Below are 16,958 nucleotides of genomic sequence, written 5' to 3'. Positions count from 1 at the left end.
TCGCGGGCAAGCCTCGCTCCTACAAAAAACAATTGTCCTAACCGGTTTCCGAAGTCTCAGCCAGCAACAAGCCCTGCTCCGCCGCGCACAGCTCGACCAGGTAATCCCACACCACCCGCAGGCGCACTGACTTGTGCAGGTCGCGCCGGGTGCTGATCCAGTAGGCGCGCTGGATGCTCTCGCCGGGCAGCAAGGGCACCAGTTGCGGATCGCCGGCGGCCATGTAGCACGGCAGCACGGCGATGCCCAGGCCGGAACGCGCAGCCTGTTGCTGGGCGAGCACACTGGTGCTGTGGAATACCACCTGGGGGGTGCGGCAGAAACTGTTGAGGAACTTCAGTTCCTGGCTGAACAGCAGGTCGTCGACATAGTCGATCCAGGCATGCCGCCCCAGGTCCTCGCGGCTGCGCAGCGGCGGCGCGCGGTCCAGGTACGCCTGGCTGGCGTACAGGGCCAGGCGGTAGTCGGTGAGCTTGCGGGTCACCAGCATGTCGGCGTTGGGCCGCTCCAGGTGGATGCTGATTTCCGCCTCGCGGTTGAGGATGCTGACAAAACGCGGCACCGCCACCAGTTCCACCTCCAGCCCCGGATAACGCTCGAACAGGCCGCGCAGGCGGCTGGCGAGAAACATGATGCCCAGGCCCTCGGTGACGCCCACCCGGATCTTGCCCAGGGGCGCGGTGGACTGGGTGATTTCCTCCTGGGCCAGCAAGGCCACGTTCTCCATGGCCTCGGCGTGCTTGAGCAAGGCCTCCCCGGCCGGCGTCAGCTCATAGCCCTGGGCATGCTGGACGAACAGCGCGGTGCCCAGGCTTTTCTCGATCGCCTCGATATGCCGGGCCACCGTGGCGTGGGTGGTCTTCAGCCGCTGGGCCGCGGTCAGCAGGCGGCCACTGCGTTGCAGCTCGAGAAAAAACCGCAGGTCGTTCCAGTCGAACATGACTCTTCCTTGCAGGTGCCGGGGGAAGCCGCTGTTTAAAAACGCACAGCGGCTGAGCAAAAACTAACATTCTTTTAACGAAAGCTAACAACTAGGATGAGTCGCAACAAGAACGATAAAGCGAGGTCATGGATGCTGCCTGCCTTCGATCCCTACGACTACATAGTGGTCGGCGCCGGCCCCGCCGGTTGCCTGCTGGCCAATCGGCTGTCCGCCAACCCGGCCCACCGCGTCCTGCTGCTGGAAGCCGGTGGCCGCGACAACTACCCCTGGATTCACATTCCCGTCGGCTACCTGTTCTGCATTGGCAACCCGCGCACCGACTGGTGCTTCAAGACCGAAGCCGAACCCGGCCTGCAAGGCCGCAGCCTGAGCTACCCGCGCGGCAAGGTGCTGGGCGGTTGCTCGTCGATCAACGGCATGATCTACATGCGCGGCCAGGCCGGCGACTATCAGCGCTGGGCCGCCGACGGCAACCCCGGCTGGGGCTGGCAGGACGTGCTGCCGCTGTTCCGCAAAAGCGAAAACCACTTTGCCGGCGACTCGCAGTTCCACGGCGCCGCCGGCGAATGGAGGGTCGAGCGCCAGCGCCTGTCGTGGCCGATCCTCGATGCCTTCCGCAGCGCCGCCGAACAGAGCGGCATCGCCAGCATCGACGACTTCAACGACGGCGACAACGAAGGCTGCGGCTACTTCCAGGTCAACCAGAAAGCCGGGGTGCGCTGGAACGCCGCCAAGGCCTTTCTCAAGCCGATCCGCCAGCGGCCCAACCTTACAGTGCTGACCGCTGTCGAGGTCGATCGCGTGCTCCTGGAAAACGGCCGCGCGGCCGCGGTCAGCGCCCGGCACCAGGGCCAGCCCCAGACCTTCAAGGCCCGCCGCGAAATCATCCTCAGCGCCGGCTCCATCGGCTCGCCGAGCATCCTGCAGCGTTCGGGAATCGGCCCCGCCGCCCTACTGCAACGTTTAGGCATAGGCGTTGCCCACGAACTGCCGGGGGTTGGCGCCAACCTGCAGGACCACCTGCAACTGCGACTGATCTACAAGCTGGAAAACGCCCGCACCCTGAACCAGATCGCCGGCAGCCTGTGGGGCAAGCTGGGCATGGGCCTGCGCTACCTGTACGACCGCAGCGGCCCGCTGTCCATGGCGCCGAGCCAGTTGGGGGCCTTCGCCCGCTCCGGGCCAGAGCAGACTTCGGCCAACCTCGAATACCACGTCCAGCCGCTGTCGCTGGAGCGTTTCGGCGAACCGCTGCACAGCTTCCCAGCCTTTACCGCGTCGGTCTGCGACCTGCGCCCGCAAAGCCGGGGCCGGGTGGAAATCCGTTCCGCCGACCCGCAGGCGGCGCCGCTGATCCAGCCCAACTACCTGAGCCACCCGGAGGACCTGCGGGTCGCCGCCGACGCCATTCGCCTGACCCGGCGCATAGTCACAGCGCCGGCCCTGCAAGCCTTCAAGCCCAGCGAATACCTGCCGGGGGCCGAGTTGCAGAGCGAAGAGCAACTGCACCAAGCCGCCGCGCGCATCGGCACCACCATCTTCCACCCCGTGGGCACCTGCCGCATGGGCCAGGGCACAGATGCGGTGGTCGATGCCGAGCTGCGGGTGCATGGCATCCCCGGCCTGCGCATCGCCGATGCCTCGATCATGCCGTACATCACCTCCGGCAATACCTGTTCGCCGACGCTGATGATCGCCGAGAAAGCCGCCGAGCTGATTCTCGCCACCTCGACCAGGAGCCCTGCCGCCGAAAAACAAACCGCCTCCCCCGCCTGAATTGGGTAGGAGCGAAGNCGAGCAAGCTTCGCTCCTACAGAAGCAATAGCGACAAGATGCAGATAGCGACGCCACGCTGGCGCCGACAGTGGAACAACAAAAACAATCACTGTGAGGGATATCGATATGTCGGAACATGCTCAATCGATGGACGCGGCCGTCGCCGCGCCCACCAGCCAGGAAAGCCAGAAAGTCATCTTCGCCTCGTCCCTGGGGACGGTGTTCGAGTGGTATGACTTTTTCCTCTACGGCGCCCTCGCGGCGGTCATCAGCAAGCAGTTCTTCGCCGGGGTCAACGACACCACCGCCTTTATCTTCGCCCTGATGGCGTTCGCCGCCGGGTTCGTGGTGCGGCCGTTCGGCGCCCTGGTGTTCGGGCGCCTGGGGGACATGATCGGGCGCAAGTACACCTTCCTCGCCACCATCGTGCTCATGGGCCTGGCGACCTTCGCCGTGGGCCTGCTGCCGACCTATTCGAGCATCGGCATCGCCGCGCCGATCATCCTGGTCGCCCTGCGCATGCTCCAGGGCCTGGCCCTGGGCGGCGAGTACGGTGGCGCCGCGACCTACGTCGCCGAGCACGCGCCCCAGGGCAAGCGCGGCTTCCACACCAGCTGGATCCAGTCCACCGCGACCCTCGGCCTGCTGCTGTCGCTGCTGGTGGTGCTGGGCTGCCGCTACTTCACCGGCGACCAGTTCGAAGTCTGGGGCTGGCGCCTGCCGTTCCTGCTGTCGATCGTGCTGCTGGGCATTTCCACCTGGATCCGCCTGAGCCTGCACGAGTCGCCGGCCTTCCTGAAGATGAAAGAAGAAGGCAAGGCCAGCAAGGCGCCGATTCGCGAATCCTTCGGTAAATGGGAAAACCTCAAGGTGGTGCTGATCGCCCTGTTCAGCATCAACGCCGGGCAGGCGGTGACCTTCTACGCCGCGCAGTTCTACGTGCTGTTCTTCCTCACCCAGTTCCTCAAGATGGACCCGGCCCTGGCCAATATGCTGCTGATCATCAGCGTGGTGATCGGCGCGCCGTTCTTCATCTTCTTCGGCTGGCTGTCGGACAAGGTCGGCCGCAAGCCGGTGCTGATGGTCGGCCTGTTGCTGGCCACCGCGCTGTACTTCCCGATCTTCAAGTCCCTGGCCCACTACGCCAACCCGGCCATCGACCAGGCCAGCCGCCAGGCGCCGATCAGCGTGCTGGCCGACCCCGCCACCTGCACCTTCCAGTTCGACCCGGTGGGCAAGGCGCGTTTCGACAGCCCATGCGACAAGGTCAAGACCTTCCTGGTCAAGCAGGGCCTGCCCTACACCAGCGTCGCCGCGCCGGCCGGCAGCCCGGTGCAGGTCAACGTCGGCGAAGTACAGATCGACGGTTTCGACGAGGCGGCCCTGCGCGGTGCCGTGACCCTGGCCGGCTACCCGCAATCGGCCGACACCCAGAACGTCAACAAAACCATGGTGGTGGTGCTGATCGTCGCCCTGATCCTGATCGCCGCCATGTGCTACGGCCCGCTGGCGGCGCTGATGGTCGAGCTGTTCCCGACCCGTATCCGCTACACCTCCATGTCCCTGCCCTACCACATCGGCAACGGCTGGTTCGGCGGCTTCCTGCCCACCGTGTCCTTCGCCCTGGTGGTGTATACCGGCGATATCTTCTACGGCCTGTGGTACCCGGTGCTGATCACCGGGGTCAGCCTGCTGGTCGGCCTGATCTGCCTGCGGGAAACCCGCAACGTCGATATCGACAACAACTGATGTCGCTCCTTTCGCGAGCAAGCTCACTCCTGCAAGGCCTGCACATTTCCCTGTAGGAGCGAGCTTGCTCGCGATCAATCCCAGGACCACCGCAAACCTCTAGCCCCCCACCCGCTGGACCCAGAAACAAGAACGGCCCGGATCAGAAGATCCGGGCCGTTTGCGTTGCGGATGAAAAAGCCTCAGTAAGGATTGCAGCGCTGGGCTACAGCCGTGGCCTGGTCGACGTAAGGCCGCGCCGGTTCAAGGTTCCACTCGGGCTTGTTCCGGACGGGCCTGCCGTCATAGCTGGCCGCCAGGTGACACACCAGTTGCCGGCGGAGCGAGCCGCCATTGACGCTGTATTGCCGCCATTGCTCATCGTCTTTGTGCTGGTTGTACAACTCGGCAAACATCCTGTCGGTCTGATCGTCCTTGATCGCCCGGCCGCAAGCGGTGGGCACTACCTGGAGCGACCAGGCCTTGGGCCCGAGCTTCGGATCGTCGCGTTGCACCCAGGAACTTGACTCGATGTACTTGTCGCAAAATTGTTGCGTGGGCGCAGGAGCGGTCTGGATGCACGAGAAGCTGGCCTTGCCGGCTGGCGTGCGCGGAAAGTCGATCTTGACGATGTTGCGATCCTTGCCGGTCTTGCTCTTGTAGTCGCGCTGATTGGCCAGGGCATCGTTCAAGCCCCGTTGATCGCTGTAGAAAAACGCCAGGATCGGCAGTTCGTTGTCTTTCGGGTTACCCAGGCGCAACTCGGTCTGGGTCTGGAACTCACGGGGATTGATGACTCGCCGGGCCCCCATGAAGTTTTGAAACGCGCTGGCCCGATCCTGGCTGCTCATGGGATTGCGCATATTGAAGCCGCATTGCAACTGGTCCTGCTTGCGGTCGTTGTTGAACCGGGTGAAGTGCGCGACCCAGGCCTTGGAGCTGTTGATAGGCGGGGCCATGGCCTGGCATACCGCCTCTGTCTGGCTGGTGTTGCGGTTATTGCCGCAGCCCCGGTCATCCCTGAAGTCGGTCCAGGCGTCGTTGGGAAACGCGCAGTAAACGTGCACCGGGGTCTCGGGCTCACGCACCAGGTCGATCGGCTTGATGATGTAGCCGTTCTGGGTGCTCATGCCCGGGTCTTCATAGCTGATGCCGTCGGCACGCATCCAGGACGCGGCAAAGGTCCCCAGCTCCCGGGCCTTTGGGCTCGGGTTCCATACGTCCCATTGCTGCCCCTTCGCCGGGTCGGCGCGGTGCGTGCCCCTGATCAGCAAGCCGGAACAGTCCGAGGCCGGATCTTTCCCACAACTGTCGACGGTTTTGTTGTAGAGGCTTTCGACCTGTTTCAGCGTCTCCTCGCAGGACTCGGCATTGGCCGATGTCATGTGCAAGAACAACGGTAATACGAGTATCGGGACCATCCTGTTCAAAGGTTTTTTCATGGCATGCATCTCCCTGATTAGCCAAAACACGACCTGCACTCTGCGATCCATCGGAACCCGACATCAGGTTCCTGCTGACTGACGCAAAGATCGATCTACCGGCCCTTCAACGCAGCACCGGATTGCACCCTGCGGCCCGGGTGTCGCTGTCCGACAACGCCGGCCGGAAAGGCTCGAGATTCCACGGCGTCTTGCCGCGGTAATTGACCAGCACGCAGCTCAATTGCTGGCGCATGCTGCCGGCGGATTTCTCATTGTCGCGCCAGTTGCTATCGGCCCCCTTGAGGGCGAACAACTGGTCGTACAGCATCCCGGCCTGCTCGTTGGGCAAGGCGCGCCCGGCCGCCGTGGGCACCACGCTCAAGGTCCACTCGTCCTGGCGGGTGCCGGGGTCGTAGCGCTTGACCCAGTCGGCGGAGGCAATGTACTGCGGCGCCTGCACCGGCACGGGATTGCAACCGGCCTTGGCCGCTTCCTGGGGCGTGACGTTGGGGCGGAACGGTTCCAGGTTCCACTCGGTCTTGGCCGGGTAGTTCTGCACCAGGCAGCTCAGTTGCTGGCGCATGCTGCCCGGGGATTTTTCGTTGTCGCGCCACTGGCTGTCGGCGCTGCGCAACTCGAACAGTTCCTTGTACAACGCCTCCTGGTCGCTGGCCTGGATCGCCTTGCCCTGGGCGGTGGGCGTGACGTTGAGGGTCCATTCGTTTTTCTTGCTGCCGGGGTCGTAGCGCTCGACCCAGGTGGCCGCCGCGATATAGCGCGGCGCAGCTGGCACCGGCGCGGGCTGCCCGCCACCGGCGGTTGTCAGGTCGATCGCCTGGTCGGCGGCGACATAGCTGAAGCGCTGCTCCGCCGGCTTGGTGAAGTCCAGCCGCAGGATCGGCACGCTGTAGCCCTGGGCCTGGAGTTTCTTCTGGAAGTTGCGCGCGCTGTTCAGACCGTTCTCCGGTTTCGGCGGCGCCTGGTCACCGCGGGTGGCGAAGTTCTGCGTGCTGTTGACGTTGTAGATGAAGGCATCGATGTACTTCATGTTCTCGCTGCCATCGTTGGTCGCCGAGGCATTCTTGAGCATGAATTCGTTGACCTGGGCGCTGTAGGCGAAGGGGTCCTTGTTGGTGGTGTTCACCCGCGATTCGTGGACCCGGATCATGGCGCTCCAATCGCTGGGTTTTTCCGCGTTCCAGGAACACTGGCTGTACTGGATCGGCCCCTTCATCAAGCCGGTGTATTTCTGCGTCCACTGCTCGGCGGTGCTGACCCCTACTTCCGAACAGGTGCCGTAGGCCAGCGCAGCATTGCGGTTGGTCATGGTGCCCTGGGCGGCGCGCGGCGGTTCGCGGCTGTCGAAGAAGCCGCAGCCGTACCACTTGCGTTCCGGCCCGGTGCCGCCGTCGAAGGCGTAGATACAGGTCCAGCCCTGCTCCTTGACCGGCAGCTTCAAGGCCACCGCGTCAGTGGGCGTGCGCAGGATGAAACCGGCCGGGTGGATGAGGATCTTGGTGCTCAGGTCCTTGCGGATCCAGGAGTAGGACGTCGCACCGATCTTGATCGCGTAAGGGCTGTAGTCCCAGGGGTTGAACGGCCCGTCATTGACCATGCGCAAGGTCACGCCGCTGCAGTAGTAATGCCCGCGCGCGGCGCCGGTGTCGGGCTCCCGGCAGGCGTCCTTGAGGGTGTTGTAGTTGCGGTTGATGCGGTTCAGGGTCTCGAGCGGATCGAGCGGTGGCTGGGCGGCCACCGCGCAAAATGCCAGGGGCAGAGTCCAGGCGAGGACAAAAGACGAACGAACGGCTGGGTGCATGGCGACCTCCTTGTCGCAGTGCGGGTGAGAGCTTTTGCAGTCAGCCTAGACCAAGGACGAAAAAATGTTGCCAGAAATGTCGCGCGAAAAATCACAGCTTGGGATTGGGCAACAGGCTGGAGAGAGAAGCGGTGCTGCTGGAAAAAAAGCGGCGCATTGCGCGCCGCTTCCGTTGCTGTCGATCAGGCCACGATATCGGTGGTCGCCGCCTGGCCGACGGTGCCCACGGCGAAGTCCACCGCGCCCAGGCCGGTGAGGTCGACCATCAGGCTGGTCTGGTCGGTCTCGGCGTAGTAGGTCAGGATCGCGTCGCCGGCATGGCCGGTGAAACCGCTGACGAAGTTCAGGGTCGCCTGGCCCGAGGCGAACTGCGCCAGGCCACTGAGGTCGATCTTGTCCTGGCCACTGGTGAAATCCATGATCCAGTCGGGCTCGGTCAGGGTCGAATCCGCAGCCTCGCCGAACACGAAGGTGTCCGCCCCTGCCCCGCCCCACAGCGTGTCGCGACCACCGCCGCCGTAGAGGATGTCGTTGCCGGCACCGCCTTCGAGGATGTTGGCCGCGGCGTTGCCGATCAGCAGGTCGTTGCCCGCACCGCCAATGGCGTTTTCCAGGGTCACGCCTTGGGCCACGGACACGTTGCCCACCAGGCCGCCGACGTCGGAGAACGAACCCTCGTTGAGGTTGATCTTCTGGTTCTGGGTGAAGCCGGAGAAGTCCAGGGTGTCGTTGCCGCCGCCGTCCCACACCGAGAACACCAGCTTGGAGGCTGCCGAACTGGCGCTGTAGAAATCGCGCCCGGTGTTGGAGTTGAAGCCGTACACGGTGTCGTCGGCGCGAGTCTCGTGGTTGGCACCGTAGAGTTTCTGCACGGCCACGATGTCGTCCATCAAGGGTGCCGAAGCGTAGGCGCCACCGCCGTCCTTACTGAAGTTCTGCCCGGTGTTGCTCTCGCTCCAGTAGCTCATCAGGCTGTAGCCGCGAGTGTCCTGGGCGTAGGTGGCATCGTTGTAGGTCGGGTTACCGTTGCCGGCGTTGTAGGCACCCGGATGGGACAGGCCCAGGCTGTGGCCGATTTCGTGGGTCAGGGTCTGGCGACCGTAGTTGCCGTTGCCCGGGGTCTCGTTGACCCGGTACTGATCGTTGATCAGGTACCAGGACTGGCCGTCATAGCTGCTGCCCGAAGGCAGGTAGGCAAAGGCCGCGCCGCCAGTGCTGACGTTGTAGTTGCCGAAACTCAGGTGGCCGTCACCGCCGCTCGCCGCTTCGTTGAAGCTCACATTGGCCACGTCCGACCAGGATTGCAGGGCCAGGAACGCCTGGGCTTTCTGCAACGCGCTGAACTCGCTGAAGGTGCCCAGCTTGGGGTTGTAGTTGGCCGGTTCGCGGGTGAGGAAGCTGTAGCTCAGCTCGACCTTGCCGTCGCCGTTCTGGTCGTGCCAGGACAGGTTCTTGCGCAGGATCTGGTCGGCGGCCTGGTCCGCGGTGTACGACGGTTTGCCGTTCACCAGCTCCGAGCCGCCACGGTCATAGGCGTGGCTGAAAGCAGTGATCAGTTGGTAGGCATCGCTGCCTGGAGCTGCCGAAAAACCGGCATTTTCTTTGGCTTTTGCCATCATTTACATCCTTGTTCAACGCTGAAAGTTTCCGATAGACCACGGCGACCTGTTAGCGAGATCGTCCTATCACTCGCCCTATTCAAGGCGGGGAAAAACTGACACAGAGGCCGGCGCTTCGTCCACGATTTTTATTGTCCGACAATCTGCCCAGACAACCTTTCATATCATTAAAATCGCCGCCAATCCCTTGCCCAGGCACGCCATACGCTAAGCTTCAGCGCTAACGGAGCACACTGCCGCACCCGAGCTTCTGCCTGTTTCCTGAAGGAGTCCACGATGAAAAAAATCCTCCTGAGCTGCGCCCTGTCGCTGGTCGCCAGCGCCGCCCACGCCGAAGGCATCCCGCTGTTCAACGTCGACTGTCCGGGCAATATTCCGGTCAGCGCGGACGAAGGGGGGCCGGTGTTCATCAACGGCAAGCAAGCCCAGACCAAGACCGTCAACGAGCGTTATTTCGAGGCCACGGGCGCGGGCATCATGGTGGCCATCAGCGTGGAGGACGACGACTCGGTGGTCGTGACCTACAGCGGCAAGCAAGGCGCCAGCGGCATTTGCACCTCGGTCGACGACTGAGCCACTTCAACCCGGACAAACAGGCATTCAATGGACATTGCAGGCATTCCCTTCGGCACCACCGACTGGTCACAGATCGAAGCCACCGAGCATCGCGGCGAAACCGGCAGCGCCTACTGGCGCACCCGGCAGTTCGGCGCCATCCGCGCGCGGATGGTCGAATACAGCCCCGGCTACCTGGCCGATCACTGGTGCTCCAAGGGGCATATCCTGTTTTGCCTGGAAGGCGAGCTGCACACCGAACTCGAAGACGGCCGCCGGTTCGTGCTGACGCCCGGCATGAGCTACCAGGTGGCGGACAACGCCGAACCCCATCGCTCGTTCACCGCAGTCGGCGCCAAGTTGTTCGTGGTCGACTGAACCAATGGGTAGACGGGGTTGCGCGCCCCGTCCGCCACTTCAGGGCAGCTGTTTCAGAACAGCCCCATCTGCCCACCCACCAGGGTGCTGAAGTCGTCCTGCACGAACGGCAGGATGGCATCCGCCACCGGCTGCAATTGCCGGGTCACGTAGTGATCGTAATCGATGGCCGCGGTGCGGTTTTCCAGGGGTTCGGGACCGGCCAGGGTGATCACGTAGCTGATCCAGCCGCCGTTCTGATAGCGCTGGGGCCGGCCCTGCTGCTGGTTGTATTCGTCGGCCAGGCGCGCGGCCCGCACATGGGGCGGCACGTTGCGTTCGTAGTCGTCCAGCTGGCGGCGCAGGCGCTTGCGGTACACCAGTTGCTCGTCCAGCTCGCCGGCCAGGGTGCGCCGCACGTAGTCGCGTACATAGTCCTGGTACGGCTGGCGGTGGAAGATCCGCTGGTACAGCTCCTGCTGGAACTGCTGGGCCAGCGGCGACCAGTCGGTGCGCACCGCTTCCAGGCCCTTGTAGACCATGTCCTGGGTGCCGTCGGCGCGGGTCACCAGGCCGGCGTAGCGCTTCTTGCTGCCCTCCTCCGCGCCGCGGATGGTCGGCATCAGGAAGCGGCAAAAGTGGGTTTCGAATTGCAGCTCCAGGGCACTTTCCAGGCCGTATTCATCGCGCAGGTGATCGCGCCACCACTGGTTGACGTGCTGCACCAGGGCGCGGCCGATGCGCGTGGCATCCGCCTCGGCGTGGGCGCTGCCGAGCCAGACGAAGGTCGAGTCGGTGTCGCCGTAGATCACCTTGTGACCCTGCGCCTCGATGAGCTGGCGGGTGCGGCGCATGATTTCGTGGCCACGCATGGTGATCGACGACGCCAGGCGCGGATCGAAGAAGCGGCAACCGCTGGAACCGAGCACGCCGTAGAAGGCGTTCATGATGATCTTCAGTGCCTGGGACAGCGGCGCGTTGCGTTCGCGCTTGGCCACTTCGCGGCTCTCGGCGACCCGGGCGACGATCGACGGCAGGCAATGCCGGCTGCGGGAAAACCGCGCGCCGCGAAAGCCCGGCACCGATTCGTCGTCCGCCGGGTGGCGCAAGCCTTCCACCAGCCCCACCGGGTCGATCAGGAAGCTGCGGATGATCGACGGGTACAGGCTCTTGTAGTCCAGCACCAGCACCGACTCGTAGAGACCGGGGCGCGAGTCCATGACAAAACCGCCGGGGCTGGCCTCTGGCGGCTTCTCGCCGAGGTTCGGCGCGACGAAGCCCTGGCGATGCATCAGCGGCATGTACAGGTGGGTGAAGGCCGCCACCGAACCGCCGCTGCGGTCGGCCGGCAGGCCGGTGACCGTGGCCCGCTCGAGAAGAAAGGTGAGCAGTTCGGTCTTGGCGAAAATCCGCGTCACCAGCTCGCAGTCCTTGAGGTTGTAGCGCGCCAGGGCGGGCTTGTCCTCGGCGAACATGCGGTTGATTTCATCCATGCGCTGGTAAGGGTTGTCGATCGACTTGCCTTCGCCGAGCAGGGTCTGGGCGACGTTTTCCAGGCTGAAGGACGGGAAGCTCCAGGTCGCCGAGCGCAGGGCTTCGATGCCATCGATGATCAGGCGCCCGGCAGCCGCGGCGAAATAGTGGGTGCGGCTGCCGTGTTCGCGCCACTGCATCTCCTCGCCACCGCGCCCCAGGCGCAAGGGCACCGCCAGGCGGCGGGCGTGTTCGTGCAGCACCCGCAGGTCGAACTGCACCAGGTTCCAACCGATGATCGCATCCGGGTCGTGGCGCTCCAGCCACTGGTTGAGCCGTTCGAGCAACTGCTCGCGGCTGGCGCAGAACTCCAGGTCGAAGTCCACCGCGCTGTCGTCCTCGCGAGCGCGACCGAGCATGTACACCTGGCGCTGGCCGCAGCCTTCCAGGGCGATGGAATACAACTCGCCGGTCTCGCTGGTCTCGATATCCAGCGACACCAGCTTCAACGCCGGCCGATAGTCCGGCGCCGGCTTCATCTGCGCCTCCAGCAGTATCCCGCCCTCGCCCGGGGTGCCGCCGAACCATACCGGCGCGGTGATGAAGCGCTCCATCAGGTAGCGCTCGGGCGGACGCACATCGGCCTCGAACACCTCGACGCCGGCGCGGCGCAAGGTCTTGTCGAGACGGATCAATTGATTGTGCTGCGGGCAATACAGGCCGAGCACCGGGCGGTGCTGGAAGTCGCACAGGCCCAGGGGCCGCAATTCGACATCGCGATCGTCGGCCAGCAGGCGCCGGGCCTGTTCCTGCTGTTCGGCGGGAATAAAGGCCACGGAGGTCTGCACCGGCAAGCGGATCTGGCGCGGCCCGGCGTCGGTCGCCAACCAGAACTCGACTTCCGTGCCTGCCGGCGTGTCACGCCAATGCCGGGTCAGGACGAAGCCCTGCTGTAAATCCACCACTGCAACCTCAAGCACCTGTTTCAAGGCCTCGATTCTACCTGTCCTCGCTCGCGATAGCCCGTTCCGGGCATGTGCCTAAAGGTTTTGTCGGACAATATGTAGTGCTTGAAAATTTTCACTACAAAACCGTTGACGAGGCGAATTTGCCCTTGCATGATGCAGGCGTCTCCCCGATCGGGAGACTTGGCAAAGGTGTTATGAGCAAGCTCGTCTGACCGCCGAGCTGTTAACCCGGATGTGTACTGCCCACAAGGCAGATTGATGAAACTGACCTGGCATGAACGTCCAGTACAAAGGGCGGGAAGCTGGCGAAAACTCCTCAAGATGCTTGTGGCCGAAACTGAAAACTTCGGCAGCTTGATCCAGGTTTACGCTGCTTCTCTTCGTTGTGACGCTATTGCGTAGCAGTTAATCAAGACGACTACACGCATCAGGCTCTGGGCCTTATCTGTATCCGACAGACACCCTCTGTCGCCCTGTTTCCGGTATCAGGGTTCAACTTACCGATGTAGCGATATCAATTAGCGACTCAACTAGATAGATCGAAATGGTCAAGGGGCTTACAAATGAATCTGAACAATCAACCAACTATTGATGAACTGGCTCGTATGTTCGCGGCACAGAAAGACAAACATGACAGCCACATCCTGTGGATTGCCAAGTCTGGCCAGGTCCATATCGACTGCCTGTCGCCCCACGCCCATGAAGAAGAGTTCGACAAGAACAACCAGGACCTGCTGGCCCGCCTGAAAATGTACCGCCGTGGCCAGGGCTACGTCGGCAAGAAGGCCGCCGCCGACAGGGACTTCATCGGACGGGTACTGGATACCCTGAAGAATGAATGGCAATCGCTGCAGAACAAGTCGGAAGTTCGGGTGATTGACCGGTTCTGCTAAGTACAACTTGTCGTTGTCGCTGATCAATCGTTGATCCATTAAATAAAAAGGGACGCTCCCAATAAGAGCGTCCCTTTTTTATTGTCGGTTATTTGGATGACGCGGTACTTCTGCTGAACCGCGTTATCCTTCATCGCGGGCAAGCCTCNCCCGCGATGCAGCCGCCACTGATCAAAAGGCAAAACACGAACAACCAAAAGCCCCCCAGAACCCCTGGAAGTCACTGACCGGCACATTGGACAGCCGCGCCCGCTCGTGACCGTGGGCATGCACGCCACACGGGCCGCTGCACTGGTGCACCTGGTTGAGCACCGGCGAGGCTGGGCGCCAGTGGCCCGGCACCTTGACCACCGGCGACCAGTCCGGAGTCACCGGCAGGGTCGGCGGTGCCAGCCTGGAGAAATCGCCGGCGGCGTGCACCACCTTGCCGTCGACCACAGTCAGCACCGATTCGATCCACTTGATGGCCTCTTCCTCGACGCTGAAGTAGTCCGCCGACAACGCCACCAGATCCGCCAACTGGCCGACCTTGATCTGGCCCTTCTTGCCCTGCTCCGAGGAGAACCAGGCGCTGCCATGGGTGTACAGCTCCAGGGCGGTGTCGCGGCTCAGGCCCTGGGGATAGAGCTCCAGGCCGCCGACAGTCTTGCCGCTGACCATCCAGTACAGCGAGGTCCAGGGGTTGTAGCTGGAAACCCGGGTGGCGTCAGTGCCGGCGCCCACCGGCACGCCCTCGGCCAACATGCGCTGGATCGGCGGGGTCTGCTCGGCCGCCTTGGCGCCGTAACGATCGACGAAGTATTCGCCCTGGAACGCCATGCGGTCCTGGATCGCGATGCCGCCGCCCAGCGCCCTCACCCGCTCGATGTTCTTCGGGCTGATGGTTTCGGCGTGGTCGAAGAACCACGGCAGGCCGTTGAACGGAATATCGCGGTCGACCTTCTCGAACACGTCGAGCATGCGCGAGATCGACTCGTCATAGGTGGCATGCAGGCGAAATGGCCAGCGCTGTTCCACCAGATGGCGTACCACCGGCTCCAGCTCCTGCTCCATGGTCTGCGGCAGGTCCGGACGCGGTTCGAGGAAGTCCTCGAAGTCCGCCGCCGAGAACACCAGCATCTCCCCGGCGCCGTTGTGGCGCAGGAAGTCATCGCCCTGACCGTAAGTGACCTTGCTGGTCCAGTTCTTGAAGTCCGCCAGCTCTTCCTTGGGCTTCTGGGTGAACAGGTTGTAGGCGATGCGCACCGTCAACTGCTGCTTGGCCGCCAGCTCGTTGATCACCTCGTAGTCGTCCGGGTAATTCTGGAAACCGCCCCCGGCATCGATGGCGCTGGTGACGCCCAGGCGATTGAGTTCGCGCATGAACTGGCGGGTCGAGTTGACCTGGTATTCCAGCGGCAGCTTCGGCCCCTTGGACAGGGTCGAGTAGAGAATCATCGCGTTGGGCCGGGCCACCAGCATGCCGGTGGGTTCGCCGTTGGCGTCGCGGACGATCTCGCCACCCGGCGGGTTCGGCGTGTTGCGGTTGTAGCCCACCACCCGCAGTGCCGCGCGGTTGAGCAAGGCGCGGTCGTACAGGTGCAGGACGAACACCGGAGTGTCCGGCGCGGCCTGGTTCAGTTCCTCGATGGTCGGCATGCGTTTTTCGGCGAACTGGAATTCGTTCCAGCCGCCCACCACCCGCACCCATTGCGGCGCCGGGGTGCGTTCGGCCTGGTCCTTGAGCATGCGCAGGGCATCCACCAGCGACGGCACGCCTTCCCAGCGCAGTTCCAGGTTGTAGTTCAGGCCGCCGCGAATCAGGTGCAGGTGTGAGTCGTTGAGGCCGGGAATCACCGTGCGGCCCTTGAGGTCGATGACCTGGGTGGCGCTGCCGCGCAGGGCCATGGCCTCGGCGTCGTTGCCCACGGCGATGAACCGGCCGTCCTTGATGGCGACCGCGGTGGCCGTCGGCCGGGCCCGGTCGACTGTGTGCAGGCGGCCGTTATGCAGGATCAGATCGGCAATGGCGTTGCTCATGACAGTACTCCTTGTCGGCGAAAAGTAAGGCCCGCTCGGGCCGCTCATGCAGGGGTTCGCGGTTGCAGCCAGCGACTGAACAGGCGGGTCGCCCAGGGCATGAAGACATAGACCACCAGCAGCACGATGCTCAAGGTGATCAGCACGTTGGCCGGAATGTAGCCAGCGAACCATGGCAACCAGGCGAACAGCGGTTGCCACAGGGCCGGCACCAGCAAGCTCAGCGGCAGGATCACCAGGAAGGTCACGCATGCCTGCTTCCAGCGCGGCGGCGGTGTGGCGGTCCCGGCTTCATTGGGGGTGAACCAGAATTCGCGGTCGGCGTTGATCTCGGTCCGGTCGCCGTCGGCCAGCATGGGCTGGGCCTCTGCCACCAGGTCGCGGCGGTCGGCGGAATCGAGCCAGTGCTGCAACTGCTCGGTGCTGGCAAAGCGCAGCACGCTGGTGAACAGCGCCAGGCCGCCACTGTGACCGCGCACCACATCGATCCCCAGGTGCCCGGGGTAGCTGCGGGCGGTGCCGATGATCCGGCGCAACCAGGCTTCGTATGCCTGGTCCTGGCCTGCCTTGACCCGGTGCCGCACCAGCAGGGTGACCACGCCGTCGGAAAGTTCGAGGTTCATGACAGTCTCCAGGCCGCGGATGAGAAGAAAGGGGCCAGCGGACGGCTGTTGCAGCGTCCGCTGGCGAAGGGCTTACTTGACCTGACGTTGCGGCGCCTTGTGCACCATGGTGTAGGCGTAGTCCACGCCCATGCCGTAGGCGCCGCTGTGCTCGCGCACCAGGTCCATCACCGCGTCGTAGGTTTCCTTGTGCGCCCAGTCGCGCTGGAATTCGAGCAGCACTTGCTGCCAGGTCACAGGAACGGCGCCGGCCTGGATCATGCGCTGTACCGACATGTCATGGGCTTCCTGGGTGGTACCGCCGGAGGCGTCGGTGACGATGTACACCTCGTAGCCTTCGGCCAGGGCTTCCAGGGCCGGGAAGTTCAGGCAGACCTCGGTCCACAGCGCAGCCATGATCAGCTTCTTGCGCCCGGTGGCCTTGACTGCTTCCACCAGCTTCTTGTCTTCCCAGGAGTTCATCGAGGTGCGTTCGATCGGCTGATGGTCGGGAAACACGCTGAGCAGTTCCGGCCAGATGTAGCCGCTGAAACTCTCGGTTTCCACCGAGGTGAAGATGGTCGGCACGTTGAAGATCTTCGCCGCCTTGGCCAGGCCCACGGTGTTGTTCTTCAGGGTCTGGCGATCGATCGACTGCACGCCGAAGGACATCTGCGGCTGGTGATCGATCAGGATCAGGGTGGAGTTGCTTGGGTTGAGCAGTTCACGGATAGACATGGCGCGTTCCTTTTGCTGTCGAGTGGGTTCAAAGGTTGAGTTGC

13 protein-coding genes are annotated in these 16,958 nt (G+C 63.6%); 5 read left to right on the top strand and 8 right to left on the bottom strand.

Going from position 1 to position 16,958, the window contains the following annotated elements; translation table 11 throughout:
- Positions 1-37: 37 nt before the first annotated feature.
- On the bottom strand, positions 38-940 hold the full coding sequence (locus ACTJKT_RS18640) for a LysR family transcriptional regulator (RefSeq protein ID WP_440788100.1): 903 nt from the start codon (positions 938-940) through the stop codon (positions 38-40).
- A gap of 132 nt (positions 941-1,072) precedes the next feature.
- On the opposite strand from ACTJKT_RS18640, the gene ACTJKT_RS18635 reads away from it, so the two are divergent.
- Complete coding sequence (locus ACTJKT_RS18635) at positions 1,073-2,719, top strand: GMC family oxidoreductase (protein WP_440788099.1); 1,647 nt, start codon at positions 1,073-1,075, stop codon at positions 2,717-2,719.
- A gap of 126 nt (positions 2,720-2,845) precedes the next feature.
- On the top strand, positions 2,846-4,468 hold the full coding sequence (locus ACTJKT_RS18630; protein WP_440788098.1) for an MFS transporter: 1,623 nt from the start codon (positions 2,846-2,848) through the stop codon (positions 4,466-4,468).
- A 182-nt stretch (positions 4,469-4,650) separates the two neighbouring features.
- Here the strand turns inward: ACTJKT_RS18630 and ACTJKT_RS18625 are convergent, their stop codons facing one another.
- The 3 genes from ACTJKT_RS18625 to ACTJKT_RS18615 form a co-directional block, all read right to left on the bottom strand.
- Positions 4,651-5,889, bottom strand: a complete 1,239-nt coding sequence (locus ACTJKT_RS18625) for a DUF2599 domain-containing protein (RefSeq protein WP_440788097.1) — start codon at positions 5,887-5,889, stop codon at positions 4,651-4,653.
- Positions 5,890-5,995: 106 nt separating this feature from the next.
- Positions 5,996-7,690: a DUF2599 domain-containing protein gene (locus tag ACTJKT_RS18620; RefSeq protein WP_440788096.1), complete on the bottom strand. Its 1,695-nt coding sequence runs from the start codon at positions 7,688-7,690 to the stop codon at positions 5,996-5,998.
- Between the two features lie 182 nt (positions 7,691-7,872).
- Positions 7,873-9,306, bottom strand: a complete 1,434-nt coding sequence (locus ACTJKT_RS18615; RefSeq protein ID WP_440788095.1) for a serralysin family metalloprotease — start codon at positions 9,304-9,306, stop codon at positions 7,873-7,875.
- A 279-nt stretch (positions 9,307-9,585) separates the two neighbouring features.
- Between ACTJKT_RS18615 and ACTJKT_RS18610 the strand changes: the two genes are divergently transcribed.
- Complete coding sequence (locus tag ACTJKT_RS18610; protein WP_440788094.1) at positions 9,586-9,882, top strand: hypothetical protein; 297 nt, start codon at positions 9,586-9,588, stop codon at positions 9,880-9,882.
- Positions 9,883-9,912: 30 nt separating this feature from the next.
- Positions 9,913-10,242 carry a DHCW motif cupin fold protein gene (locus ACTJKT_RS18605; RefSeq protein WP_025809566.1) on the top strand — a complete coding sequence of 110 codons (330 nt, stop codon included), beginning with the start codon at positions 9,913-9,915 and terminating at the stop codon, positions 10,240-10,242.
- 53 nt (positions 10,243-10,295) lie between these two features.
- On the opposite strand, the gene ACTJKT_RS18600 is transcribed toward ACTJKT_RS18605, so the two are convergent.
- A complete protein-coding gene (locus ACTJKT_RS18600) occupies positions 10,296-12,656 on the bottom strand; it encodes a DNA polymerase II (RefSeq protein ID WP_440788148.1) in 2,361 nt (786 codons plus the stop codon).
- 569 nt (positions 12,657-13,225) lie between these two features.
- Between ACTJKT_RS18600 and ACTJKT_RS18595 the strand changes: the two genes are divergently transcribed.
- Entirely contained in the window at positions 13,226-13,555 is a 330-nt protein-coding gene (locus ACTJKT_RS18595) for a hypothetical protein (RefSeq protein WP_009048371.1), read from the top strand.
- Between the two features lie 171 nt (positions 13,556-13,726).
- On the opposite strand, the gene ACTJKT_RS18590 is transcribed toward ACTJKT_RS18595, so the two are convergent.
- The 3 genes from ACTJKT_RS18590 to ACTJKT_RS18580 all read right to left on the bottom strand — a co-directional run bounded on the left by ACTJKT_RS18590 (position 13,727) and on the right by ACTJKT_RS18580 (position 16,914).
- Positions 13,727-15,574, bottom strand: a complete 1,848-nt coding sequence (locus tag ACTJKT_RS18590; protein ID WP_169913133.1) for an amidohydrolase — start codon at positions 15,572-15,574, stop codon at positions 13,727-13,729.
- A gap of 44 nt (positions 15,575-15,618) precedes the next feature.
- Positions 15,619-16,197 (bottom strand): antibiotic biosynthesis monooxygenase, encoded by a 579-nt coding sequence (locus ACTJKT_RS18585; protein WP_440788093.1) that lies wholly within the window; start codon positions 16,195-16,197, stop codon positions 15,619-15,621.
- Between the two features lie 72 nt (positions 16,198-16,269).
- Entirely contained in the window at positions 16,270-16,914 is a 645-nt protein-coding gene (locus tag ACTJKT_RS18580; RefSeq protein WP_440788092.1) for a hydrolase, read from the bottom strand.
- Positions 16,915-16,958 lie beyond the last annotated feature (44 nt).

It is taken from the genome of Pseudomonas sp. 22526, from assembly GCF_052044735.1.
Taxonomy (GTDB): Bacteria; Pseudomonadota; Gammaproteobacteria; order Pseudomonadales; family Pseudomonadaceae; genus Aquipseudomonas; species Aquipseudomonas piscium.
Note: the sequence above shows the minus strand (reverse complement) of the source record. Positions and strands in the feature narration are given on the sequence as shown.